Consider the following 25,426-nt stretch of genomic DNA (forward strand, 5'->3'; position numbering starts at 1 on the left):
TGCAATAGAACGGCAAAAGGGACTCGCCATTTTTGGCGAATCCCTTTATATTTCTGTCACTCTTCTCTAGATTTCTCAATTTCAAAGGAGGTATCCTTTTTATAAATATCCATATAATGAACAATTTTATCATAGTAATTTTTCTTACTAAATCGCTTTAAATCACCTACAACATAAAATTCTTTTTTTGCCCTTGTTACAGCTACATTTAATAAATTTGGTTTCGAACATGTCCAATTCGCAGCTCCTTCAGTTTGTTCATCAGTTCCTGTTACAAAGTAAACAATATCTGCCTCTTTTCCCTGGAAAGTGTGAACTGTTCCTATAGATTTTTCTAGCCATTCATTTAATCTCGGATTCTGTAAGGGTTTTAGTTTTTGACGAATTACTTCTTTTAGTCCATCCCTCACTGCTGTAAAAGGAGTAATAACAAATAAATTAGGTAATCTATTTTCATCTTTGTATTTATCAAATACTACCTGTGCCAGATATTCTGCCTGTTCCTTAACATACTGAGCGTCCTCTGCTTTTCCTACACAATCAATCCATTCACCAATACCAACTTCATCTGTATCTGCTAATACCATTTTATGATCATAGGCGATACTATTAGCTATCGAAAACATCGGATTTAAGCAGCGTCGGTGTACCCATAATGGAATACCAATCCATTGATTTTTTTCTTTATCTTTATAAGTACCATATGGATTAGCTAAATCAGCAACGCTTTGAACAGATGTTGTTATACTCATATAATGCTCCTCTAGATTGAAATGCTTGCAAATATCCATTAATAATGTTTTATCAATCGTCACTACTGGCTCAATTTGAATTGGGTCACCTACAATAACAGCTTTTTTAGAGCGCCATAGTGCTCCTACTGCGAATTGCGGGCTTGCTTGTCCAGCTTCATCAATAAATAAATGAGAAATAAAATCCTGCTCGATTCCTTTGTACATATTGGTAAAACTAGCAAAAGTCGTACTAATTAATGGTGTTATGAGATGAATCACATGCCATGCATTTTTAAGATATTCTCTATGATCACTACTATTTAAGTTTAACTTTCTTCGGTTATTAAATAATCGCAAGGACTTATCGATTGCAATAGAATTTTTCACTAAAAATAATTTATGAACTTTCATAGCTTTTAAGAAGAGCAACCCACGTTCGTAATTTAAAACATTTGTTTGCCAAATAACATTTTGTTGTCTATGGCTGTTATTTCTAGATTCCCAATACACATCAGTGGATAACTGTAACTCTTCTTCAGCATACTTTCTTCTAAAGGGTGCACTCATTTGTAAATTATGTTCTTTTTGATTCTTCAATTGATTTTGGTATTGACTAGCCTCCGCAGCCTTATTCTTTAATTTTATAATATCTTGTATAACTTCTGTATGTTGTTGCTTCAATACTTTTTCATTTTTGTTTTTAAAACCTAGTATTCTCAAAAAGAAATTTGGTTTTTTCAAAGAATTTAGCGATTCTTCTATATCTGATTGACGTATTTGTAATCGAGACAAGAGTTCTGTCGTTTTCGATTGGGTTTGTTCTGCTAATTGGAGTTCTCTTTCTAAATACTGTATATCCTTATCTAATTTAATATATTTTTGTAAATCATTCTTCTTTTGTTCCACAGAATGGAGTAGTTGTTGAAATTCTTTCACTGCTTTTTGCCAATCTTCTATCGAATATAGTTCATTATCCTGCTTCAATTGTTTTACAAAGGATACTTCAACTTCTCCATCATCTAATAATCCGTTCCAAATAAAATTATTGATATTTTCTGACCTACCAAATATACCAGAAAACATCCCCCATGCTTCATCTTCATAATTGATTAACTTTTTAGCTGTCGCTGGATAATATTCTAATTCTTCTAAATAATCAGCGATTTTCTGATCATATTCATTTTTAATACCTGGTTCAACAACACCCTCTTTACTCTTCTTTGGAGTAGCAATTTCCCCTCTTTTCGGCAAGTCTTTAGAAATATTTTCAACAGCTCCGTTATTACTTGAGGTTACAACAATTGAATAATTTTTTAATTTATTATCTAATTCGTAACTCACATTATACCGAAAACCATCCAATTCAAAGAAAGGAGATTTTTTAAAAGCTGTTGCTGGATCTTCATATGTTGCCATCTGGATAGCACGTTGTACTACAATATTTGCAAATACATCTTTCAACAAAGTTGTTTTTCCAGTTCCAGGTGGTCCGTTCACAGAGAGAAGTCTTTCATCCCCATTAATAATTTGATTAACCGCTACTTGCTGCATGAGTGAAAGTCTATGTGAAACAGGCGACGGCCATCTTCCTAATGGTAAATTTTCAGGTTGCAAAATTTGCTCAATCAATTCCCTTTCATTATCAATATCAATACGCTTCTCAGCGCCTATGATAAAATCACCGAGCGTATCATTAACCCCTTTCTTCAAGACTGATTCTATATCTGATAAAAAGAAGCTGTTACGGTTCATTTGTTCACTTTGACTACTTTTATAAGACACACTGATTTTTAAATATTGTTGCGAAAAAACCGAAAACTCCTCAAAATATTGTGTATATTGTTGTTGCAATTTTCGGATATTTATTTCATCTACGCCATTTATAAACAGTGCTGTTGCCTTTTGTTCCATATACTTGCATCTATTTTTATAATCTTGTAACAATTTATTATAATTTGAACCTTGAGTTTCTTTTAATTCCTTAAGTAAGTAGTGTACAAAAGGAATAAATAATGAGTCTTCTATGTATTTCCCCTCGCTATTTACTGAGAAAGTAAAGCTATAATTGAGAGTAGTATCCTTCACAACTAACTCTTCGTCACTTCGAAAAATCATTCTCAATTTTTCAGTAAGCTCCCATTGTTCATAACATTTCATATAATAATGAAACTGTACATCCGTCTTTTTAATATCAGTTAATATATGTTGTTGCCACGGTCTTTCCCAAACTTCTATCGGAGCTAATTTAGGAACCTTCTTTTTATGAGTAAATAAATAATCTTCCAATTCACCTTTTTTCGGTAATGCTTTAGGCTGAATTGCTTCAAGTAAATACCAGGCATTTAAGACTGTATTAATTTTATTATCCATATTGTACCACTCCTTCCGATTCTGATATTACAGTATAAAAAGCGGAGAAACAACAAGGGGATTCGCCAGAATCGGAGAGTACTTTTATTTAAATTCAAATTAATTCTCTATTTTAAACAACGAATATAAAAGTATATGAAGGAAAACAAAGAAATACATTTTACCTCAGAGACTATTCAAACAATATCAGTGTCAATTGAGGATAAGTTAAAGGGGTTTGATTATTCATTTAAATTCTAAAATTTAAAGACATAGGTTGATTAGCTTACTTTCATAGAAAAAGCATAAAAGAAAGGTGATTAGTAAAAAGTACCTGTTTGTACCTATTTTTCAATTGAAATGAATTTTTTCTTCAACATGCTAGTATTAAGATATCCTTCATCAAAAATAGTAATTTGCATAGTTAAAGTATCAATAGGTATAATAATTTTAGTAGCCTCACTAAAAAGGTTACCTGAATACTTCATTACATTTTGAATTCCTATACACGCCGCCAAGCATGAAAGGACAGGAATAAATGAAGTTATATAAATCAACAAAGGAACCTGAAATATTTCATTATTTTAATGCAAATAAAGAAAAATTATGGATGTTTCGGCATAAATATTATGATGCTACTGGTAAGCGGAGAGAAAAGAAGAAAAGTGGCTTTAAAACAGAAAAAGCAGCATTGAAAGTCCTATTGGAAGTGAAGACTGCAACGCTGCGAGGTGAAACCAAACAAATCGAAAATGATCGCCTAACTGTTGGAGAATGGTTAGATACTTGGTACGAAATTAACCATAGAAAATGGAAAATCAGTACAAGTACACAAAGAGAAATGATAATTCGAGTAGATATAAAACCACTTCTAGGACATTACAAATTACAACAATTAGATAAATTGACATATGAACGAGAATTCATTGCAAACCTTGAAGGTCGCTACAGTCCAGGTACTGTCCGTTTACGACATAGCATTTTCAAAATAGCTATTAATGCAGCTGTTGAAAATGAATTAATTCCTCGAAATCGTTTTACAAAAGTTAAGCTAACTGAACCTGATGAATACAATAATGAGAATTTCAATTTCTTATCTCCTGAACAATTGGTTACATTTCTTGATGATGCAAAAAAGCATGAAAATATTACAAATTATAGCCTTCTACTGACAGTTGCCTATACCGGTATTCGTAGAGGTGAAGCTTTAGGTCTACAATGGCAAAATGTCAACTTTTCGAACAATACAATAACTATCGAGCGCACTCGAGATGATAAAGGCGTACGCTCACCTAAAACAAAAAACAGTTATAGAACCATTTTAGTCGATAACATAGTGATGAAGCAATTAGAAGTCTATCAAAAATGGTGTAAGGCTTTATTATTTTCCTGTGGTAAAAAATTAACTGATAAATCATTTGTCTTTCTCTCTGAAAACTCGTTTGAACCGTTATCAGCAGAACGAACAAAAAGAATAGTTGATAGGATAACAAAGAGGACTTCTCTTCCCAAAATTACTTTGCATGGTTTACGACATACTCATTGCACAATCTTACTAAATCGAGGAATGAATGTGAAAGTAATTTCTGAAAGATTAGGGAATACGCCCGATATGATTTATAAAGTGTATGGACATGTTTTAAAAGAAATGGAAACAGAATCTGTCTATTTATTTAGTAACAGTTTAGAGGTAGCTGGGGCAGGAACTGGGGCTAATCATTAAATTAAATGATGATAAACCTTGATTTAATAATGTTTATAGACTATGGAACATATTTCATGATATACTAGAGCCATTGTGAAAAAAGGAGGAACTTGCATGATTCAAGTAAGTAATGTAGGTCTTCGCTATGGCGATCGTAAACTATTTGAAGACGTAAATATAAAATTCACACCGGGGAATTGCTACGGTTTAATCGGGGCAAATGGTGCAGGAAAATCAACATTCCTAAAAATTCTTTCTGGTGAAATTGAAGCACAAGAAGGAAATGTTTCTATGGGTAAGGACGAACGTTTATCTGTCCTTAAACAAAACCACTTCGAATATGATGAGCATACAGTATTAGATACTGTTATTATGGGTAACAAACGCCTATATGATGTAAAAAATGAAAAAGATGCAATTTATGCAAAAGAAGATTTCTCTGATGAAGATGGCATGCGTGCTGCTGAATTAGAAGGTGAATTTGCAGAGCTAAACGGTTGGGAAGCTGAATCAGAAGCTGCAACATTATTAAACGGTTTAGGCATCTCAGATGACCTTCATTATATGTTAATGGGTGACCTTGAAGGTTCTGACAAAGTCAAAGTATTATTAGCACAAGCTTTATTCGGTCAACCAGATGTTCTATTACTGGATGAGCCTACCAACCACCTTGACTTAAAAGCAATTCAATGGTTAGAAGAATTTTTAATTAACTTTGAAAACACAGTAATCGTCGTATCCCATGACCGTCACTTCTTGAACAAAGTATGTACACATATCGCGGATTTGGATTTCTCTAAAATCCAATTATATGTGGGTAACTACGATTTCTGGTATGAATCTTCTCAGTTAGCGCAAAAAATGGCGCAAGACCAAAATTCGAAAAAAGAAGAGAAAATTAAAGAATTACAAGCGTTTATTGCTCGTTTCTCTGCCAATGCATCAAAGTCAAAACAAGCAACATCACGTAAAAAAATGTTGGATAAAATCGAGCTTGACGATATTAAACCATCTAGCCGTAAATATCCATTTATCAACTTCCAAATCGGTCGTGAAATCGGTAATGATGTCTTAACAGTGGAAGGTTTGACAGCGAGTCAAGAAGGTCAAACGTTATTTAAAGACATTCGCTTCTCAATGAATAAAGACGATAAAATCGTATTACTAGGTAGCCCGATGGCAAAAACAGCGCTTCTTGATATTCTAATGGAAGAAAAAGAAGCAGATGCTGGTACATTTAAATGGGGTGTCACAACATCTCAAAGCTACTTCGAAAACGATCATGATAAATACTTTGAAGGCTCTGAAAAATCATTAGTAGAATGGCTTCGTCAATATTCACCTGATGATGAAACAGAAAGCTTCCTACGCGGTTTCTTAGGTCGCATGCTATTCTCTGGTGAAGAAGTGAAAAAATCCCCTTCTGTCTTATCAGGGGGAGAAAAAGTGCGTTGTATGTTGTCTAAAATGATGTTAGCAACTGCTAATGTTATTTTACTTGATGAACCAACGAACCACCTTGACCTTGAGTCCATTCAAGCGCTAAATGAAGGGTTAATCCGCTTCAAAGGTGCCATGATCTTCACATCACATGACCATCAGTTCATCCAAACAATTGCTAACCGTGTCATTGAAATCCGTGAAGATGGTACGATTTTAGACAAACAGTTAACTTATGATGAGTTTTTAGAGTGGAAAGACAGCCAAGGTTTAAACTAAACCTTTCTCTAAATAACGTTTCATAGTATGATGCTCCCCCACTTACTTGGGGGAGTTTTTATTTTGGAAATTAAAAAACGACAAATACTGCTTGTATTTGCCGTCTCATTAGATTATTGCATTTCTTTCGTTGGTCCTAATACACCTGGTACAGGTAAACCAGCTTGTCGTAATAGTACAGTCATTTGTCCACGATGATGTGTTTGATGATCAATCATTGCGCGTAATAATGCGCCTCTAGAAATCGGTCCTTTAAAACTGTTCACTTCTTCTAGTAAGCCCTCATTTGATAGCTTTGCCGCTTCCTCATTAATACTGTTGGCTAACTTTTCATAGGTCGCTACAATGTCAGCTGCTGTAGCTGGAACTGGATCTTCTTGACGAATCATCGGCACTGTTAAACCTGCTAAATAACTAAAATAGCCTGCTGCACCAACTAAATGCCAGCCTAACCAACCTAACGAATTATGCCCTTCAACAATACATTGCTCTAACTTGTCATCCGTTATTGCTTTTAGTACTTGAACCGTTCCTTCCGCTGCAATTGACCAGTCGTTTAGAAAATCTTCTACTTGTCGATACATCAAATCGCCCCCATTTTTTGACTCTGACATTATCATAGTCAATTCTAAACAGTATCGCAAGTTTCTAGAATGTGGTTAACATACATAACAATATCAACTTTGCTACAAATGTTCTAAATTTCTGTTGATAGTAGCATCTATTTCATAAAGTAGTAGAGTTCACCCATATAGTTGTAAAATCATGTATAATGGGCTACAACTTAAATAATTGGAAAGAGGTATTTTATGTTCTCCCCATTAAAACAAGGCGATACTATTGGTATTTATTCGCCCTCCAAACCAGCTTCAGTACTTGCTAAAGCACGTTATGAACGAGGTAAGGCAAGATTACAGGCACTCGGCTTTACCATCAAGGAAGGTCTATTAACTGGCAAAAGTGATACATACCGTTCTGGTACGCCAAAGGAGCGTGCACAAGAGCTCAATGATTTACTACGGGATCCTACGGTGAAAATGATATTACCTACGATGGGAGGCACAAATGCAAATAGTATGTTGCCTTATATAGATTATGCAGCGTTACAACAAACGCCTAAAATACTTGTGGGCTTGTCGGATGTAACAGCCATCCTACTTGCCATCTATGCAAAGACTGGCATTCCGGTGTTTTACGGTCCTTCTGTTGCATCCACATTCGGTGAATTCCCACCATTCGTCAACTACACAGAACAATATTTTAAAGAGTTGTTTATGCAAGACGTGCCAATTCCTTATGAAATGCCCACTCCCCCTATCTGGACGGACGACCGTATTAATTGGCTTGAAAAAACTGTAGAAAAAACACAACATGATAATGCATGGATTACCGTACAACAAGGAAGTGCGGAAGGTCGTTTAATTGGTGGCAATATCAATACAATGTATGGTTTTATAGGAACCCCCTTTTTCCCACAAATAAAAGAAGGCGATATTTTACTGTTAGAAGATACATCTAAAACGATTGCTGTAGTGGAGAAAAACTTCGCCATGCTAAAATTACATGGCTTCTTTAACAACATTTCCGCAATTATTTTAGGTAAACATGAGCAATACGATGATGAAGGAACAGGACGAAAACCATACGATGTTCTGTTAGAACAGCTTGACGGGTTAGCCATCCCAATCTTGGCAGAGGTGGATTGTTGTCATACACACCCATTGCACGCAATGCCACTTGGTTTACGTGTCAAAGTGGATGCAACGCAAAAACGCATTACATTTTTAGAGAGCTGGTTCTGTTAATATTCGTATCTAGTCGTCACTTCACGTATACTTAAAGAAAAATGGCAAAGGAGTTGGATATGAGACAAATCATATTCTTATGTCTAGCACTTATTCTTGTTGGCTGTACAAACAATCCAAAAACTGAGCGTCAGGAACAAGCTAGCCTTGCAACGAATCATGACAAGACCCAAACAGATGAGCAAAATTCAAAACAGCTAGATGCAGGACTGATAACTGACTATTTCCCTCCAGATGGATCAACAGCTTATTTTCAAGGTGAAGGCAACGAATTTGCTAGTTACACACTTCAGACAAGCTATATCGATAAAACGTCAATTGCACAAATCGAAAATAATGGCGGTGTCATTTTATTAAAAGTTTATCGTATTACGAATGCCGCAATAGAACTTGTTTATATGGAAGCGGTCGATGAAGCTCCTACAGTGCCAACAGCTCAAGAAATAGCAACCTTTCCGGTTATTGAAACGATTTTACAACAACCGCTGCAAGTTGGGCATCGCTTTGATGGTTGGGTCATTCTATCGACTACTGCCGCTATCACAACGAGCTTCGCCACTTTCCACAATGTAATTGAGCTTAGGAAAACAAAGGACAACATGACGACGACAAAATACTTTGCCAAAGGTGTGGGGCTGATCCATACTAAAGACGAAATGAAAACAAATAAAGAAGAAGTTTTTACGGTCACTTCAACGCTTCAAAAAATCGAATAAATTGTCTACATCGGCGTCTCTCTGGCGCCTTTTTCTTTAAGTAAGGAGGTAGCTTACATGAGCGATATACATAAGCACACTACTGAAGAAGAGTTAACAGAAGAGGAATTGATTGAACTTGTTCTGGCAGAGCAACAAAAGGCTTTAGCTGAAGAACGGGAAAGACGCCTGCAAGGAAGCAAGCCGAAGAAGCAGAAGCCTATTATTAAATGGATGATATGGTGCATGGCGTTCGTCTTATTTATGAATACATTTGCGCTGATTTTCCAAATTTACTCGATACCAGCTATTGAATTTCTCAAGGTCTCTAGCCAATTATCAAAGCAAGAAGATATTCAAACGTATAAAAAAGCGATTGTTGAAGTCTCTACTGGCTCTAGTAAAGGGACAGGCTTTGTCATTTCTCCAGATGGCTTAATAGTAACAAATGCCCATGTGGTGGAAAATGCGCTTACATTGTCTGTTGTCTTTCCAGAACAAGGGCTTATGGAAGCACAATTAGTACAAAGTTTTCCTGAAGTCGATTTAGCTCTTTTGCAAGTTACTGGTACCAACCTACCGTCGTTAACGCTTGCCAATCGCCCTAGTTATCAAGAAGATGAGGCAGTTTATTTCATTGGTAATCCACTAGCTTTCACAGGTATTGCAAATAAAGGAACATTACTAAAAGAAATTTATCTTGATGATTGGCAAGTGCCCGTTATGATGATGCAAGCACCTGTATACAAAGGCAATAGTGGGAGCCCTGTTCTTAATACAGACGGTGATGTTATTGGTATTGTGTTCGCCACCATAAAAAAGGAGCCTTATGGACGAGTAGGATTGTTTATACCTGTACATGTTTTACAAGAACAAATCGAGCAAACTATTAATGCATCGTAATTAACTTAGCAACTGATGTACTTCTATGATTAATAAAAGCCCCCCATCTATCTTCAATAGATAGCGGCGGGGCTTCTCCTTTTACATCTTTCCTGACATTTCATCATGATTATATTCGCTTCACTACACGATATACTTTCAGTTAGACATAATTGTACTCCCCTTCTTTCAAGATTATATTCCAATTTCAAAAACCACTCATATTTAGTGATACGTCACTCCTCCTATTGCTCTTATAAATCGAAAATCAAACTACAATTTAATATCAATGATTAAATTATTAAAGTTTTTTATTAATAAAATTAATTTATTTAATTTTAATGTTTATTTTATTGATTTTTTATTATATAATTTAATCAACAAATAGAAAGGATGTCACACTATGGCTTATAAAGTAATTACAAATTGTCCGGTCTGTAGTAAAACATTAAAAATAACCAGGCTAAAATGCTCTCATTGTCACACTACGATTGAAAATGAATTTGAATTATCAAAGCTGGCTTCCTTATCAAAGGATCAGCTGCATTTTGTGGAAGTATTTTTGACATGCAGAGGGAATATTAAAGAAGTTGAAAAAGAATTGGGTATTTCCTATCCAACGGTAAGAGGCAAGTTAACAGACATTATTTCATCCCTTGGATATGAGCCAAAAAAGAAAAATGAAATCGACGAAAAAAAAGTTGTCACTATGTTGGAAAATGGCGAAATCACAGCTGAAGAAGCCATTAAACTTTTAAAAGAAGAATAAGGAGGAATCAATGATGAAAGAAGAAATTTCAAGAGTGTTAACCATGATTCAAGAAGGAAAAATTGATGCAGACAAAGGATCTGAACTAATTCAAGCATTAAAGGATAAAGAAGAAACGGGAAATATATCGTTAGAAAAACCAACTACCTATTTAGATAAAACATTAAAAATTCGTGTGATTTCTGCCGAAAATGATAATGTTACAGTTAATTTGCCTATAAAACTTGTAAAAGTAATATTAATGGCAGGTCACAGCATTGCTGCAAGCATACCGCAATCAGAAAAATATGTTAAAGATATAGATATCAACCTTATCTTAGAAGCAATCGAAAACGAATTAGATGGCCAAATTGTTGATATTAAATCTGCAGACGGGGATACCGTTTCAGTTATTATTGAATAGTGAAACGCTTATGATGTATGTCAAAGTAAAAGCAAAAGGTGTGCGCATCACCATTCCTATTCCATATGCATTTGTCAATATCGCTATTTCCATTTTAACTTCAAAGTTTATCCAGCTAATGGCAAACAAATGGACAAAAGATCACTTCGAAAGAAAAAAAATAGACTTTACTTTTCCACCAATAGATAGAGAAGTGCTCAAACCTATTGTTCGGGAGCTGAAAAATTATAAAGGAATCGTACTAGTGGATGTCAAAGCAAATGATGGCACTGAAGTGAAGGTTAAATTATAGTTTGCAGTACGTGGAGAAGGTACAGTGAACAAAGCGAACAATCCCCCTTTCTAAAAGAATGGGGGATTTTAATTCGGAACAATTTAAGTTAACATAATATAATTATTTTTTGTTTTTGTGCAGATAGTTTGTAACAATTGATTTTGCAGGCATTTTACTTAAAAGTTCCTCGCTTGTTTCTGTTAGTTTTTGTAAAAGTCCAAGCAATTTCTCATCACCAGTCCAATGTTTTTCAATCACTTCAGAAATTTAATTTATTAATCGTCATATTAAGAACATACGTGGCTAACATCAAGTCATCCAGAAAACCGCCAAAACCAAATATACCTTCTGGTAAAACATCCATTGGGAAAATAAAATACGTAATGGTTGCCCCAATTAATGTTTTACTTTTAGAGTCAATTGCAGGATCTGTCACGATTTTAATTAGTAAATGAAATATATCAGGTACAAATAATAAATAATCAGCATATCGATGATTCTTCCCTGTTTTTGAAGTGAAAAATTGTACAAGTTTCTTCCGCAATGTTTGATAATAATCATGATGTTCCTGCTTATTCTGTTTGTTTCCGTTGTTATCCATGTTGAGCTGCCTCCTTCTACATTAATTTCCTTTTACCCCAAAACGAAAAAATAATCCTATTAATAATTAAAAATGAGCTATTGAAAACGAGTCCATAGCAAAATACCTGCCCTTACTATTGTCGAACTAGCGCAAAAGTATACAAAAAAAGCACCCTATAAAAATAGGGTGCCTTTTTTTAACGAAAGTAATTTTAATTACCGAGAATTAAAGTTTAGTTACGTTAGCAGCTTGTGGTCCGCGGTTGCCATCTACAACTTCGAATTCCACTTTTTGACCTTCGTCAAGTGTTTTGAAACCTTCGCCTTGGATAGCTGAGAAGTGTACGAATACGTCGTTTTCGCCTTCAACTTCGATGAATCCAAAACCTTTTTCTGAGTTAAACCATTTTACTGTACCTTGTTTCATTTAAAAAACCTCCAAAAAATAAAAGTGAACAATATGTAATTTCTTCAACGAATTAAAAAAATTCACATATTACAAAGAGTACCGAACTAACGCGATCACTTTTTGTAATATGTGAATCCATGTTTCCGGTGAAGCAATTAAATTGTTAAGTTAAGTATACCATCATTCATAATTTTGTCAAATAAAGAAAATTGTTTTTTTAATTAATTTGAAAATTTATTTAACAATGTCCTTCAAAAGCCATTATGCCATGGTATACTTGCGCATCATCATCACAAGCTTCACAGTAAAAACTTTCATCTTCAGACCAAAAAGCCCAAAAACCACCCTCTTTAGTCGCTTCATGTTCATATACTGATCGGAAATGCGCTAATTTCCGTTGTAATGCCTGCTCAAATTGCTCTTTTGTATCAAACGTTTCTTGCGTTTGAATAAAAGCTTCCCAGCCTTCAAATTTCCACCAAGGCTCATAGTCAGCTTTCATGTAAAGTATTGTATACATATTTGCCACATTCCTTGCTGTTATAAGATATTCTAATTTTAGCAAACACTTCTGAAATGTCTATTAAAACACCCTGCAATATGCTATTATTACCTTATTATTCATTATTTAATTTGGGAGGTATTTTTTTTATGTTTTCAAGTATTCGACCTAAAGTAGAGCTAGAACAATTGCTAAAGCGAGGGACCAACTTAAGTGCAACATACTGTTTCAACAAGACATTGGCATTTAATCATTTTAATAAACAAGATGAAGAAAATTTAAAAGCTCTCTTTTATAAATTGAAGGATATTACGCCTTCTATGAATGCAATTTTTAAAAATTATTTAAATGAAATCTCTCCCTCCTCTCAACAAACGATTAGTGAAGAAAATATTAGTCGCTATTTAACACAATTTTTCTTGGCCACTCGTGATGATGAATATGTGGATGAAACGGTAAAGTTTTTCAATCTGTTTCGAAAAAACCAATATGAACCTGGTAAGTTAATTGTAGTATTTAACCAATTTGCCTTTTATATTACGACTTACATTTTACATAACTTTGGTTTAAAACCATACAAAGCTTTTGAGTATATGAAATCTTTCCAATCAGCTGTCAATGTGGACCAGGAACTGCTTGTGGAAGTATTAACAGAGCGTATAATTGAGAACGTTGTCGCTGAAATTTCATCACTTATGGATGTAAATGCAAAAATTATGTACATGAAAGATTTAGTATTTAGTTTAGATAAACAAAATGAAGAAATACAATCTTCTACTGCTGCAACAGAGGAAATTGCCGCATCAATCAATGAAGTTGCTCGGATGTCCTCGCATATTTCTGAAAAAACAACGGAATCAGTTGATCATGCTGTCAAAGGTAAGAATGCCATTGAGCATGCTTTATCAGAAATTTTTAAAACGGAAGAAACGTTTACTAACATCGTTGATTCGTTTACTGAGTTACAAAAACGTGTCAATGATATCGAACACGTTGTGACATTAATAAACCAAATTGCCGATCAAACAAACTTACTTGCACTGAATGCCTCAATTGAAGCTGCTCGTGCTGGTGAACATGGCAAAGGATTTGCTGTAGTAGCGCAAGAAGTCCGTAAATTAGCAGAAGGAACGGTTTCCGCTCTTAGTGAAGTATCAACAAATGTTCACCATCTGAAAAGTTACTCCAATGATGTATCCCATTCCATAACGGAAACAACAACGATTATTAAGGAAGCTACAATTGAGGCAAAACAATCATTACCACTGCTAAATGCTATTGTTGCTGCAATTGAAGGGATTAATCTCGATGTGACCAATACAGCTGCCATTTCGCAGGAGCAAGCTGCTGCCATAGACGAAGTATCAGCACGAATGATTGAAATTTCAGGCCATCAAGATGATATTCGTGATTATAGTTATAATACATCCAGCGATATACACTTACTCGGGCAAGAAATTAATCGTTTCCGTAATGATATTATCGCAAATAATAATGTCCAGTTATCTTCCATTGCTTTATTACAACTTTCAAAAGCAGACCATATTTTATGGAAATGGCGTATTTATAATATGTTCCTTGGTTTAGAAAAAGTGCAACCAAGTGACGTGTCTTCACATACTGAATGCCGACTCGGTAAATGGTATACTGCTCCTCGGACAGTGGAACGTTTTGGTCATTTACAAGATTATCGTGAATTAGACGAATATCACCTACAAGTGCATAAATCGGCTAAGTTAGCTGCGGAAGCATATCAAGAAGGCAATATTCAAAAGGCTGATGGCATTTACAAGAGGTAGACGAGTATCGAAGCGTGTTCTATTCTATATTAATAATTTAATTGCGTACTTGGAAAAAGAACGTGTTATGCAGTAAGGTGGAGGGACTACCCTCCTCTACTTTTGGGAGGTTTTAGCGTGAACAAGAGAGCGCTGATTAAATTTTTCGGAGATGTTTATGGAACAGGATATCGCTTTTTTATCAAACAAAAAGCGATAGAATTAGGCTTGAAAGGGTATTGCAAGTTGAATGCTCAAGAGCAAATAGAAGTAGAGGTAGAAGGTTCAAAAAAAGCAATTGATGAATTTCTACTATTTGTTCAAAAGGGTGTTAGCCTACAAGCAGATTCAAATTCTTTTGCTTTAGAACTTTTCGACGATTTAAAAGGTTATGTACGTATGGAGTCGGACATTGTTTAAGTCTGACTTCTTTTTTCTACTTGTCATTTTACACAAGAAAAAACAGTAAGTGACGGACTTTTGCTAATGGTCTTCTATAAATCGAACATACTATAAAGAATACACGCCTAGCAAAATGTGAATTCTACTCATTAGACAAGTGTATTTATTGAGAAACTTAGCAATTAGCAGTAAAATTTATGTAAGTCTTAAGATAATTATTGAAACTTTATGTCGATTTTAACGTATTAAAAGATAGACATATTGAAAAGCAAGGAGGAAGAAACGATGCTCAGTATCGGACAGTTTTTCTCAAGACATACCGCTAGCCTTTTAATTTCTCTATCAACTGTTTCTATTACAGCGTTTGCGGCAAACCCAGGATTCTTCCTTGGTGGTTGTTTGTTCGCTGGCACCTATGCAACGAGCACAACATTGCTAAAACTAAATCAAAAAAGAAAAGTTATGCATATAGCAGGAATTACAAAGGATGAGTATAAACATATTGACTTACAGCTATCGACAGCTAACAAACATATTCAAACATTAAGCCAAAACTATTTACGAGTACGTTCCGTGTCAGCCTTTAAGCAATTACTCGAAATGACACGTATTTCAAAAAACATTATCAAAATTGTCAAAACTGATCCAAGAAAGTTTTACAATGTGGAGCCATTTTTCTATGCGCATCTTCCTTCTGCTGTTGAATTGACTGAAAAGTATACTATGTTGTCAAAACAGCCTGTCAAAGATAAAGAAATCCAAATTACATTATCAAAAACGCGTGAAACATTAGCGGATTTAAATTCCACGTTTCAAATTGACTTAAAGGATGCTCTCTCTAATGATATCGATCATCTTCAAATGGAAATTGAATTCGCAAACCGTTCCAATTTAAAACGGAAAGAACAATTGGAATGGCGAGGCGAGGAAAAATGACAGCTAACAGAGATGCTTTCGTCCATTTAGATTCATTGCAAGGAATCTCACCTCTTGTACAAAGCTATTTAGCATCGTCAAATCAAGAAGCGATGGAGACCTATGAGACATTGTCACCTCTTGCCCAAAGTCGTGCACTTTTATATGCAAGTCAAATTGACCTAAGTAGTTTTGAATCCGTATTATCATTAGGTCAAGACTCTCAACGTGCAGTCTCTCAATTTGCAGATCGTATGCTTGCCCAAGTGAAGGATAAAGATGTCACAAAAATTGGTCAAATGCTAGATTCCTTAATGCAAACATTAGACCGTGTAGACCCTGCGGCACTAGAGCCAAAAAAACCTTCCTTCTTTAAAAAAATGTTCGGTAAAACGAGTCCTAGCGTCAAACAAACATTAACGGAATTTGAACGCATTAGTATTCAAGTCGAACGAATTGGTGTTCAACTCGAACGTGCTCAACTACAACTGTTAAAAGACGTAGAAATGTTAGAACAGCTATATGCACACAATAGAGGATTTTTGAAGAGCTTGCAACTGCCATTGCAGCTGGACTGATGAAAAAACAGCAAGCCATTGAAGTAGAGTTACCTACAAAAGTGGATATTGTACAAACAACTAAACAACCGCTAGCTATTCAACAGCTCAATGATTTCACAGCACAACTGGAAAGACTCGACCAACGTATTTATGATTTACAAGTGTCCCAGCAGGTTGCATTACAAACTGCCCTCAAATACGCATGATTCAACAAGCTAATCAAACGCTTGCTGAGAAAATAGAGTTTTCAATTGTGACACTCATTCCTCTTTGGAAAAATCAATTGGCTATGATGTTATCCATGAATATGGATCATCATTACAATCAATTGGAAGAAAGACTGGCACGAACAAACGAGCGCTTTACTAGTCCTACTTTTGAACAGCAAGTAATGAAATTTAAAGAAACACAGCAGGAGCTTAAAAAGGCCATTCAAGATGTTTTTGCTTTGCATACTGCGACAGAACAGGATAGACAACATTTACAACTAGATGTTGCTGGGATGAAAAAAACAACGAAGGAATAATATACTGGGTCGCTAAATATATAAAGGGGTGTCTCAGAAGTTCTCTGTGACACCCCTACTCATTTTATGCGAAATACTCTTTGTAGTAACCACCGATATTACCCGTGTTGTCAATAATGAAAATGAACTCTTCTGTTTCATTTTTCACTTCATACTCTTTTCCTACTGTTAATACGTTGGATACTAAATATTTTGATGCATTCGTATGTTTGCAAGTAACCGTACGAAGTGTTGGCGCATCTTTCCATTTTAAATGTAACATAATTTCTCTACCTCTCTTTACTAGCACTTAGCTAACGTCTATTGTTTATTTTATACGATTTTAGCTCTTTTGTGGAGAAAAAACTATAGAAGTCTATATTTTGTACTTAATGACGTTTTATTTACACATTTACCCTAATAAAATGATACTAGAGGTGTTGTTATGAGTTTTGGTGGTGTTCCGCAATGGTTTTTTATCATCGCTGTTGCATTTGCCATTTGTTTTATTTTATATGCAGAATGGAATTCTAGAAAATAAATGAGTCCATATGTTATGGAACTCCCTTAAGACTGTCGAAACTTGTTTTTACTTTAAAAATACTTTCCTAGCACTCGTAAGCCCTACCACGACTTTTCATGGTGGGGCTTGCCTAGTGCTATTACATTTTACATGTAGATTTCCGATACGGAGTGCTTTCCTATTACAGATGTGACTGAAGCATTATCAAGTGTCAGCACGGACTGAAATCCATTGATGCTGAAGATAAACGAACGCTACACTTACTTCAGCGTTCGTTTTAAAAACTCTTTTGTACGTTCATGTTCTGGGTTTACTAGCACCTTCGATGGTGGCCCCTCTTCCACAATTACCCCTTTATCCATAAATACAACACGATCTGCAACTTCCTTCGCAAACTCCATTTCATGTGTTACGATTAACATCGTATTTCCTGAATCCGCCAACTCTCGCATAACTTTTAAGACTTCCCCGACCATTTCTGGGTCTAGCGCAGATGTTGGTTCATCAAATAGCATTACATCTGGATTCATCGATAATGCCCGCGCAATCGCTACACGTTGCTTTTGACCACCAGAAAGTTGACGTGGCTTAGCATTGACGTATTGATCCATACCGACGATTTTCAGATATTTCAAGGCTGTTTTCTCTGCTTCATCTTTTGAACGTTTGAGCACCTTTACTTGCCCTACTGTACAATTTTTTAACACATTATGATTGTTAAATAAATTAAACTGTTGGAAAACCATTCCTAAATGGGTACGATAAGCTTTAATATTATGCTTTTCGTTTAAAATATTTTCCCCTTTATAAATAATTTCGCCACCATTTGGCGTTTCAAGTAAATTAATGCAACGTAAGAGTGTTGATTTACCGGAACCTGATGAACCGATTAAGCATACAACCTCTCCTTTTTCTACTTTAAAATTCACATCTTTCAACACTTGGTTACGTCCAAATGATTTACTTAAATGCTCTATTTGAATGATTGCCATTTGTTCGTCCCCCTTAGTCAATTTCCTTTAATTCTTTTTGATAAGCATCCGGTCCATCAAGGCGTTTTTCAACGTATAATAATATTCTTGATGCCGTAAATGTCATGATAAAGTACAGCACACATGCAACAAAGAATGATTCGAAATAGCGGAAGTTATTACCTGATATTGATTTCGTTTGGAAAAATAGTTCCGTTACGCCAATCACACTTAAAACAGCCGTATCTTTAATATTCATAATTAATTGGTTGCCTGTCGCCGGTAAAATATTACGCGCAACTTGTGGTAATACGACATACATCATTATTTGTACATGTCCCATCCCAATAGCAGAAGCAGCTTCGTACTGTCCTTTATCAATGGAAACAATCCCTCCACGAACAATTTCTGCCATATAAGCACCTGTATTAAGCGAAACGACTAAAATACCTGCCGTAATAAAGTGCATATCAATCCCAAAAGCAATATCTAGTCCGTAAAATACTACCATTGCTTGTACAATCATTGGTGTACCACGGAAAAATTCTACATAGCATGTCAGTATAAAATTAACACATTTTAATACATAATATTTTATACCCTTTTTACGTACTGGAATGGTATGCATAATCCCAATAAAAAATCCGATAAATGCACCAATGACTGTACTGATAATTGAAATAAGTAATGTATAATACGCACCTCGTAAAAACATTTGCCAGTTGTTTTCTATTATAGAAATGATCCAATCTAAACTCATGATGTTCCTCCTAACAACGCGTTGTTGCTTGATATCAAATATGCCTTAGCGAAATCATCTCTTCATTTGAATGATGTTGCTTTATTCAAATTATGTGATACACACCATAGACATGAGCATTTATCAGAAGGTGCTACCCTTCTATATAAACGAAAATGATTGAGGCTGCACCGCTTAATAAAAATCCTTTTTATTTCCAAGGATTCATACTTTTATATCAAAAAATAGCATACTAGAAATACTTCCAGTATACTATTTTCCATTTTGGCGCAACCTCAACGAAATTACTGTGCTGCAGGTTGTTGAAGAATTGCTTCTTCCATAATTTTTTGGCGATCATCTTCTGAAATACCTTTTAGGATTTCATTGATTTTATCTAGACTTGCATCACCTTTACGTAAACCAACTGCAATTGAAGTATTTGAAATATCTGTATCAAAGCCTTCTTCGAATGATACAAATGTAAATTTGTCATTCGCTGCTGCAGCAGAAATACCTTCTGGACGCTCTGCTACATAACCATCAATTTTGCCTGCTTCTAAAGCGACACGCATTGCAGAGAAATTCTCCATTGCTGTTTGTTTTTCTACGCCTTTAATTTGATCAATTACATTGTAGTTAGACGTATTTAACTGTGAAGTAACTTTTGCACCTGAGAAATCTTGAATAGATTTTGCATCTTCGTATTTACTACCTTTTTTAATTACCATGACGAAATCAGAAGTATAGTAGTTTTCTGTAAAATCAATTGTTTGTTTACGTTCTTTAGTTGGAGACATCCCCGCTACAATCGCATCAATTTTTTTGGATTGTAGTGCTGGAACTAAACCATCCCATTCCATTTTGACAATAACTAATTCTTTTCCTAAACCTTCAGCAATCTTTTTCGCCATTTGTACATCATAGCCGCCTGCATATTCTGCATTATCAGCAATTTTTACTGCACCATTTGAATCATCTTGCTGTGTCCAGTTAAATGGAGGATAACCTGCTTCCATACCTATGCGGAATTCTCCACCTGTTTCTTCTTTCGCCGCATCACCTGATGCTTTGTCTTCCGATTTGTCTCCAGCACCACAAGCTGCTAACAAAATCGCTGTCATTGCCGTTAACATAAATAGCAACCATTTTCTTTTCATCTAAAACTCCCCTTTTCTGTAAAAAAAATAAAGCAACTGTACAAAAAAAGACCTAAGTTTTGAACTTAGGTCTTACCTTTTATTGACAGTTGCCCAAATCCTCACTATAATTTCCATCATTCTGAGATAGCACAACCTAGTAAACTGGAATTAGATTTACTAGGACAGTCCTGCACTTATTCACTGCAGACCCAGCATAAAAGTACGAGCTCCTTTTATACTTCGGCGATATTTCCTTCTCCATTACGTCTTCGCTTGCTTTAACTCAGCAATGGACTAATAAATACCGCGCCTCTACCTCACATAGATAACAGTGAGGTTTGTTTATTTAATTGATATTTAGATATTACTATAAAGCTAGTCTATTCGTCAAGATAGTTTTATCATTTTTCTGACTAATTACAAAATTAGGTTATTATCCTTCTTAAATCCATAAATTACATCTAAGAAAGTAGAAGTGTTGTAATTATTATTTAATATTTTTCCATAAAATATTATCATGTTCAATACTACCGACAATACAAAAGATTCAGTATTTCTCTACATTTAAAAGCCTTTAGACCAATTGTATAAGGCGAAATTTCGTCTATTCCTTGAGAACCGAAGCTTCCCTATACAGGGACAACAAAAAGCCCTGCAAACCGTTAAATTTGCAGGGCTTGAACACATATTTTTCTGTATTAAGAATTTAATAATAAATCTTCTGGATTTTCAAGTAATTCTTTAACTGTTTTAAGGAAGCCTACAGAATCTTTACCATCGATAATGCGGTGGTCATAAGATAGTGCTAAGTACATCATAGGACGAATTTCTACTTCACCGTTCACTTCTACTGGACGTTTTTTAATTGAGTGCATACCTAAAATAGCAGCTTGAGTACCGTTCATAATAGGTGTTGACATTAATGAACCGAATACACCACCATTTGTAATCGTGAATGAACCGCCTTGAAGATCAGCGATACCTAATTTTTTATCGCGAGCTTTTTTAGCTAAATCTGCAATTGAATCTTCAATTTCAGCAAAGTTTTTACGGTCAGCATCGCGAACAACTGGTACTACTAAACCTTCTTCAGTTGATACAGCTACACCAATATCAAAGAAGTTATTTAAGTGAATTTCATCGCCAACGATTTGAGCATTCACATATGGGTATTTTTTAAGTGCAGCTACTACTGCTTTTGTGAAGAATGACATGAAACCAAGCTTAGAGCCAGTTGACTCAAAGAATTGTTCTTTTTTACGTGAACGTAATGCCATTACGTTTGTCATATCTACTTCATTGAATGTTGTAAGCATAGCAGTTGATTGCTTCACTTCTAATAGACGTTTAGCAATTGTTTGACGACGACGGCTCATTTTTTCAATTGTAACACGAGATTCGTCAACAGCTACTACTGCTTTTGGTGCTGCTGGCGCTGCTTGTGGCGCTACTACTGGTGCTGTACCATGAGCTGCAACGTCTTGAACACGTACACGGCCTTGTGGATCTACTGGAGATACAGCTGCAAGGTCAATACCTTTTTCACGAGCAAGTTTACGTGCTGCAGGAGACGCAATGACACGCTCACCTGAAGTTTCTTCTACAACTGGTGCTGGTGTTGGAGCTGCTGCTTGTGGCGCTGCTGGTGTTGGAGCTGCTGCAACTGGTGCTGCTGCAACTGGTGCTGGTGCTGCACCTTCGCCAGCTTCTACAACTGCGATTACTTGACCTACAAGAACAGTATCGCCTTCTTCAGCTAAAATTTGTGTTAGTACGCCAGCTTCTTCAGAGATGATTTCAGCGTTTACTTTATCTGTTTCAAGTTCAACGATAAATTCACCTTTTTCCACGCGGTCGCCCACTTTTTTAACCCACTGTGCAATACTACCTTCTGTAATCGATTCTGCTAATTCAGGGACTTTAATTTCAGCCACTTTCATTTCCTCCTTTGATTAACGTGCATAATGCACATAAAAGGGCTACCGCCTTAGGCAAGTAGCCCAGCTTCCAGTAATGTTGATATGTTTATTTAACTTTAACCGTTTCAGCCACTGCTTCTTCAATGACAGCAGACTGAGCTGCTTTATGAGAATCTGCATCGCCTTCTGAAGTTGAGCTCATTGCAGGACGACCTACATAACGAAGCTTTTTACCTTCAGATAGCTCATATAATGTTTCTAATGCGTAATTCCAAGCACCTTGGTTTTTAGGTTCTTCTTGCACCCATGCAATTTCTTTTACATTTGGATACTTAGCAATAATATCAGCTACTTGCGCTGTTGGGAATGGGTAAAGTTGTTCTACACGCACAATGTGTAAGTGATCGAAGCCTTCTCCATCTTTTACGCGGTCTGCTAAATCGATCATTACTTTACCAGTACCTAATACAATACGCTCAACAGATTCCGTTTTTGTACCTAATCCTGGTTGCTCAATTACTTCTTGGAATGAACCATCTGCTAATTGCTCAGCACTTGCTGCTGCCAATGGATGACGAAGTAAAGATTTTGGTGATACAACAACTAATGGGCGTACACCCTCTGTTTCTAACATTGCTGCTTGACGGCGTAATAAGTGGTAGTAGTTACCTGCATTCGAGCAGTTCGCAACAAACCAGTTATTTTCTGCTGACATTTGTAAATAACGTTCCATACGACTTGAAGAGTGTTCAGGACCTTGACCTTCATAACCATGTGGTAAAAGGATGACAAAGCCTGATTTTTGACCCCATTTAGAACGTGCACCTGAAATGAAGTTATCAAACATCACCTGTGCCATGTTTGCAAAGTCACCAAATTGTGCTTCCCAAACAGATAAAACATTGCCTTTTTCTAGATTGTAACCGTATTCAAAGCCTACAACTCCAGCTTCAGTTAATGGAGAGTTGTGAACTGTAAATGAAGCATTTGCACCTGAGATATGGTGAAGTGGTGTAAATACATTGCCGTTATTTTTGTCATGTAATACTAAATGACGTTGTGAGAATGTACCACGTTGCGCATCTTGACCAGTAAAACGAACAGGTGTGCCATCTTGAATAATTGTTGCATATGCTAATGTTTCAGCATGACCCCAGTCAATTTTAGCAGAAGTAAATGCATCGCGACGTTTTTCTAAAATTTTACCTAATTTCTTTTGTGGCTCGAAGTTTTGTTCAAACACTAAAAGTTCTTCGTTTATTGTTTGTAAACGTTCAGCACCTACTGCTGTATCAATTTGTGGGAATTCAATTTTTAATTCTTCTGGCATCTCTATCTGTTTATGTTCATCTTTAGCTGCCATTTCTTTTACATGATCGTAAGCCACTTGCATTTCAGCATAGATTGCTGCATCAAGTGCTGCTACTTCATCAGCAGTAACTAGGCCTTCAGACACTAATTGCGCACCATACAATGTACGAATTGTATCATGTTTTGCAACAAGTTTATATGTTTCTGGATTTGTTACAGTTGGGTCATCTGTTTCATTGTGACCATGTCGACGGTAACCAATTAAGTCAACAATAATATCTTTACCGAATTTTTGGCGATAGTTAGCAGCAAAACGACCTACTTGTGCTACAGCTTCTGGGCTATCTGCATTAACATGTACAACTGGTACTTCGTAACCTTTTGCTGGGTCAGAAGAATAAACAGATGAACGTGAGTCTTGTAGTTCCGTAGTGAAACCAATCATATTGTTCGCAATGATATGAATTGTACCACCAGTTGAGAAACCTTCAGTTTTAGAATAGTTTAACACTTCTGTTACAATACCTTGACCTGGGAATGCAGCGTCACCATGCACAAGAATACCTAGTCCTTTTGCTGGGTTATGCACAGCTTGCCCTGGCTTAGATGTCTCATCTTGTGTTGCACGAGTAGAACCTAATACTACCGGATTTCCAACTTCTAAGTGTGAAGGGTTATACGCTAGTTTGACATTCATACCTGATTCACGTGTATAAGAAGCACCCATGTGGTATTTCACATCACCAGTCCAACCTTTTGTAATTTCAAGTCGACCGTGCTCTGGCATAAATAAATCGTTTGAAACATGTGCAAAGTCAGAGAACATCATGTCATATGGCTTATTTAAAATATGTGTTAGCACATTTAGACGACCACGGTGTGCCATACCAATACGAACATTTTCTACTTTGTTCGCTTCTACTGTTTTTAAAATTTCATCAAAAAGGACGATTTGAGTATCTAAACCTTCACCTGAGAAACGTTTTTGACCAACAAATGTTTTGTGAATAAATTTCTCAAAGTTCTCAACACGTGTTAAACGGTCTAATAACGCTTTTTTCTCATCTGAAGATAGTGCTTGTTTTAAAGAACCAGATTCAATTTGAGTTTGAATCCAATCACGTTCTTCAGTTACGACAACATGCCCATATTCAAAAGCTATTTTATCTGTATAAACAGATTTTAAATAATCAATTGCATCCTTACCATTTTTCACGCCCGCTGGCACATCTTTGAAGAAGATAGCAGCAGGAATTTCTGCTAAATCCGCAGGACTTAAGTTGAACGCACTTTCTTCAATTTGCGCTGTTTGAAGTGCACGATTTTTCAAAGGATAAATATCTGCTGCTAAATGTCCTTGTGAACGAATTGCATCAGCTAATTTAACAGCTGCCAATACCTTTTTATAATCGCCAGCAGGAGCTGCTGAACCACTTACTACAGCTACATCACCTTCTACTACGACTGGTGCACCAAATTGTTGGAATAATGATACTAACTCCGGTTCTACTTCTTCAGGAGACTGTAAGAATAAGTCGTATTGCTCCATCACATATCCTAAGTTAGGACCAGAGAAAGCTGACCATGGAGAACTTACAGTTGTAACGTTGTTCGACATGAAAAATGACCTCCAAATTTTGCCTATCGGCAGTTCCATTAATTAAATTACAATTAATTATATAATATTTTCCCGCTCATTAAAAGGATGTTTGACACAACTTATCCATAATTTAAAGAACGTTTTTTCCATCTCAATCTTACTACTCTTCACAGAAAATACAACTCTTTTTAGCAAATTAAGCAATTTTTTTCTCGAAGGCTAAAATTCTTAAA

General features: G+C 35.7%; 22 protein-coding genes, 1 pseudogene and 1 riboswitch. Of the genes and pseudogenes, 12 read left to right on the plus strand and 11 right to left on the minus strand.

Annotation, left to right across the window (positions count from 1 at the left end; all coding sequences use genetic code 11):
* Nucleotides 1-56 precede the first annotated feature (56 nt).
* Nucleotides 57-3,104, minus strand: a complete 3,048-nt coding sequence (locus LO754_RS11575) for an AAA domain-containing protein (protein ID WP_231784370.1) — start codon at nt 3,102-3,104, stop codon at nt 57-59.
* Nucleotides 3,105-3,621: 517 nt separating this feature from the next.
* Here LO754_RS11575 and LO754_RS11580 point away from each other — a divergent pair.
* Nucleotides 3,622-4,806 carry a site-specific integrase gene (locus tag LO754_RS11580; RefSeq protein WP_231784371.1) on the plus strand — a complete coding sequence of 395 codons (1,185 nt, stop codon included), beginning with the start codon at nt 3,622-3,624 and terminating at the stop codon, nt 4,804-4,806.
* Between the two features lie 96 nt (nt 4,807-4,902).
* Nucleotides 4,903-6,507: an ABC-F family ATP-binding cassette domain-containing protein gene (locus LO754_RS11585; protein ID WP_024361654.1), complete on the plus strand. Its 1,605-nt coding sequence runs from the start codon at nt 4,903-4,905 to the stop codon at nt 6,505-6,507.
* 113 nt (nt 6,508-6,620) lie between these two features.
* Here the strand turns inward: LO754_RS11585 and LO754_RS11590 are convergent, their stop codons facing one another.
* Nucleotides 6,621-7,091, minus strand: a complete 471-nt coding sequence (locus tag LO754_RS11590) for a DinB family protein (protein ID WP_025219546.1) — start codon at nt 7,089-7,091, stop codon at nt 6,621-6,623.
* A gap of 225 nt (nt 7,092-7,316) precedes the next feature.
* On the opposite strand from LO754_RS11590, the gene LO754_RS11595 reads away from it, so the two are divergent.
* From LO754_RS11595 to LO754_RS11620, 6 genes are all read left to right on the plus strand, one after another.
* Entirely contained in the window at nt 7,317-8,312 is a 996-nt protein-coding gene (locus LO754_RS11595; protein ID WP_024361652.1) for a S66 family peptidase, read from the plus strand.
* A gap of 59 nt (nt 8,313-8,371) precedes the next feature.
* Entirely contained in the window at nt 8,372-9,028 is a 657-nt protein-coding gene (locus LO754_RS11600; protein ID WP_231784372.1) for a hypothetical protein, read from the plus strand.
* Nucleotides 9,029-9,085: 57 nt separating this feature from the next.
* The gene (locus LO754_RS11605; protein ID WP_024361650.1) at nt 9,086-9,910 is read left to right on the plus strand and encodes a S1C family serine protease; all 825 of its coding nucleotides are present in this window, start codon (nt 9,086-9,088) and stop codon (nt 9,908-9,910) included.
* A gap of 382 nt (nt 9,911-10,292) precedes the next feature.
* Nucleotides 10,293-10,658, plus strand: coding sequence for a DUF2089 domain-containing protein (locus LO754_RS11610; protein WP_024361649.1), 366 nt, complete (start codon nt 10,293-10,295; stop codon nt 10,656-10,658).
* A gap of 13 nt (nt 10,659-10,671) precedes the next feature.
* Nucleotides 10,672-11,061, plus strand: a complete 390-nt coding sequence (locus LO754_RS11615; RefSeq protein ID WP_024361648.1) for an SHOCT-like domain-containing protein — start codon at nt 10,672-10,674, stop codon at nt 11,059-11,061.
* Between the two features lie 10 nt (nt 11,062-11,071).
* Nucleotides 11,072-11,353, plus strand: a complete 282-nt coding sequence (locus tag LO754_RS11620) for a hypothetical protein (RefSeq protein WP_231784373.1) — start codon at nt 11,072-11,074, stop codon at nt 11,351-11,353.
* Nucleotides 11,354-11,594: 241 nt separating this feature from the next.
* Here LO754_RS11620 and LO754_RS11625 read toward each other — a convergent pair whose 3' ends face one another.
* The 3 genes from LO754_RS11625 to LO754_RS11635 form a co-directional block, all read right to left on the minus strand.
* Nucleotides 11,595-11,936, minus strand: coding sequence for a DUF1232 domain-containing protein (locus LO754_RS11625; protein ID WP_231784374.1), 342 nt, complete (start codon nt 11,934-11,936; stop codon nt 11,595-11,597).
* 207 nt (nt 11,937-12,143) lie between these two features.
* Nucleotides 12,144-12,344 carry a cold-shock protein gene (locus LO754_RS11630; RefSeq protein WP_004230088.1) on the minus strand — a complete coding sequence of 67 codons (201 nt, stop codon included), beginning with the start codon at nt 12,342-12,344 and terminating at the stop codon, nt 12,144-12,146.
* A gap of 220 nt (nt 12,345-12,564) precedes the next feature.
* Nucleotides 12,565-12,846 (minus strand): DUF1033 family protein, encoded by a 282-nt coding sequence (locus LO754_RS11635; protein WP_024361645.1) that lies wholly within the window; start codon nt 12,844-12,846, stop codon nt 12,565-12,567.
* Nucleotides 12,847-12,977: 131 nt separating this feature from the next.
* Between LO754_RS11635 and LO754_RS11640 the strand changes: the two genes are divergently transcribed.
* The 4 genes and pseudogenes from LO754_RS11640 to LO754_RS11655 all read left to right on the plus strand — a co-directional run bounded on the left by LO754_RS11640 (nt 12,978) and on the right by LO754_RS11655 (nt 17,009).
* Entirely contained in the window at nt 12,978-14,627 is a 1,650-nt protein-coding gene (locus tag LO754_RS11640) for a globin-coupled sensor protein (protein ID WP_231784375.1), read from the plus strand.
* 117 nt (nt 14,628-14,744) lie between these two features.
* On the plus strand, nt 14,745-15,026 hold the full coding sequence (locus LO754_RS11645) for an acylphosphatase (protein WP_024361643.1): 282 nt from the start codon (nt 14,745-14,747) through the stop codon (nt 15,024-15,026).
* A 267-nt stretch (nt 15,027-15,293) separates the two neighbouring features.
* The gene (locus LO754_RS11650; protein WP_024361642.1) at nt 15,294-15,944 is read left to right on the plus strand and encodes a 5-bromo-4-chloroindolyl phosphate hydrolysis family protein; all 651 of its coding nucleotides are present in this window, start codon (nt 15,294-15,296) and stop codon (nt 15,942-15,944) included.
* A 92-nt stretch (nt 15,945-16,036) separates the two neighbouring features.
* Nucleotides 16,037-17,009 (plus strand): annotated as a pseudogene (locus tag LO754_RS11655) (toxic anion resistance protein).
* Nucleotides 17,010-17,073: 64 nt separating this feature from the next.
* Here the strand turns inward: LO754_RS11655 and LO754_RS11660 are convergent.
* From LO754_RS11660 to LO754_RS11685, 6 genes are all read right to left on the minus strand, one after another.
* A complete protein-coding gene (locus LO754_RS11660) occupies nt 17,074-17,271 on the minus strand; it encodes a DUF6501 family protein (RefSeq protein ID WP_025219552.1) in 198 nt (65 codons plus the stop codon).
* A 500-nt stretch (nt 17,272-17,771) separates the two neighbouring features.
* Entirely contained in the window at nt 17,772-18,503 is a 732-nt protein-coding gene (locus LO754_RS11665) for an amino acid ABC transporter ATP-binding protein (RefSeq protein WP_024361639.1), read from the minus strand.
* Between the two features lie 13 nt (nt 18,504-18,516).
* Nucleotides 18,517-19,242: an amino acid ABC transporter permease gene (locus LO754_RS11670; protein WP_024361638.1), complete on the minus strand. Its 726-nt coding sequence runs from the start codon at nt 19,240-19,242 to the stop codon at nt 18,517-18,519.
* Nucleotides 19,243-19,526: 284 nt separating this feature from the next.
* Nucleotides 19,527-20,381 carry a transporter substrate-binding domain-containing protein gene (locus LO754_RS11675; protein ID WP_108030307.1) on the minus strand — a complete coding sequence of 285 codons (855 nt, stop codon included), beginning with the start codon at nt 20,379-20,381 and terminating at the stop codon, nt 19,527-19,529.
* A gap of 119 nt (nt 20,382-20,500) precedes the next feature.
* Nucleotides 20,501-20,686, minus strand: a riboswitch (Lysine riboswitch).
* A gap of 375 nt (nt 20,687-21,061) precedes the next feature.
* A complete protein-coding gene (gene odhB, locus LO754_RS11680) occupies nt 21,062-22,297 on the minus strand; it encodes a 2-oxoglutarate dehydrogenase complex dihydrolipoyllysine-residue succinyltransferase (RefSeq protein WP_108030306.1) in 1,236 nt (411 codons plus the stop codon).
* 91 nt (nt 22,298-22,388) lie between these two features.
* Nucleotides 22,389-25,211, minus strand: coding sequence for a 2-oxoglutarate dehydrogenase E1 component (locus LO754_RS11685; protein ID WP_025219556.1), 2,823 nt, complete (start codon nt 25,209-25,211; stop codon nt 22,389-22,391).
* Nucleotides 25,212-25,426: the final 215 nt, after the last annotated feature.

The organism is Lysinibacillus sp. GJ-1, from assembly GCF_021166035.1.
Classification (GTDB): Bacteria; Bacillota; Bacilli; order Bacillales_A; family Planococcaceae; genus Lysinibacillus; species Lysinibacillus sphaericus.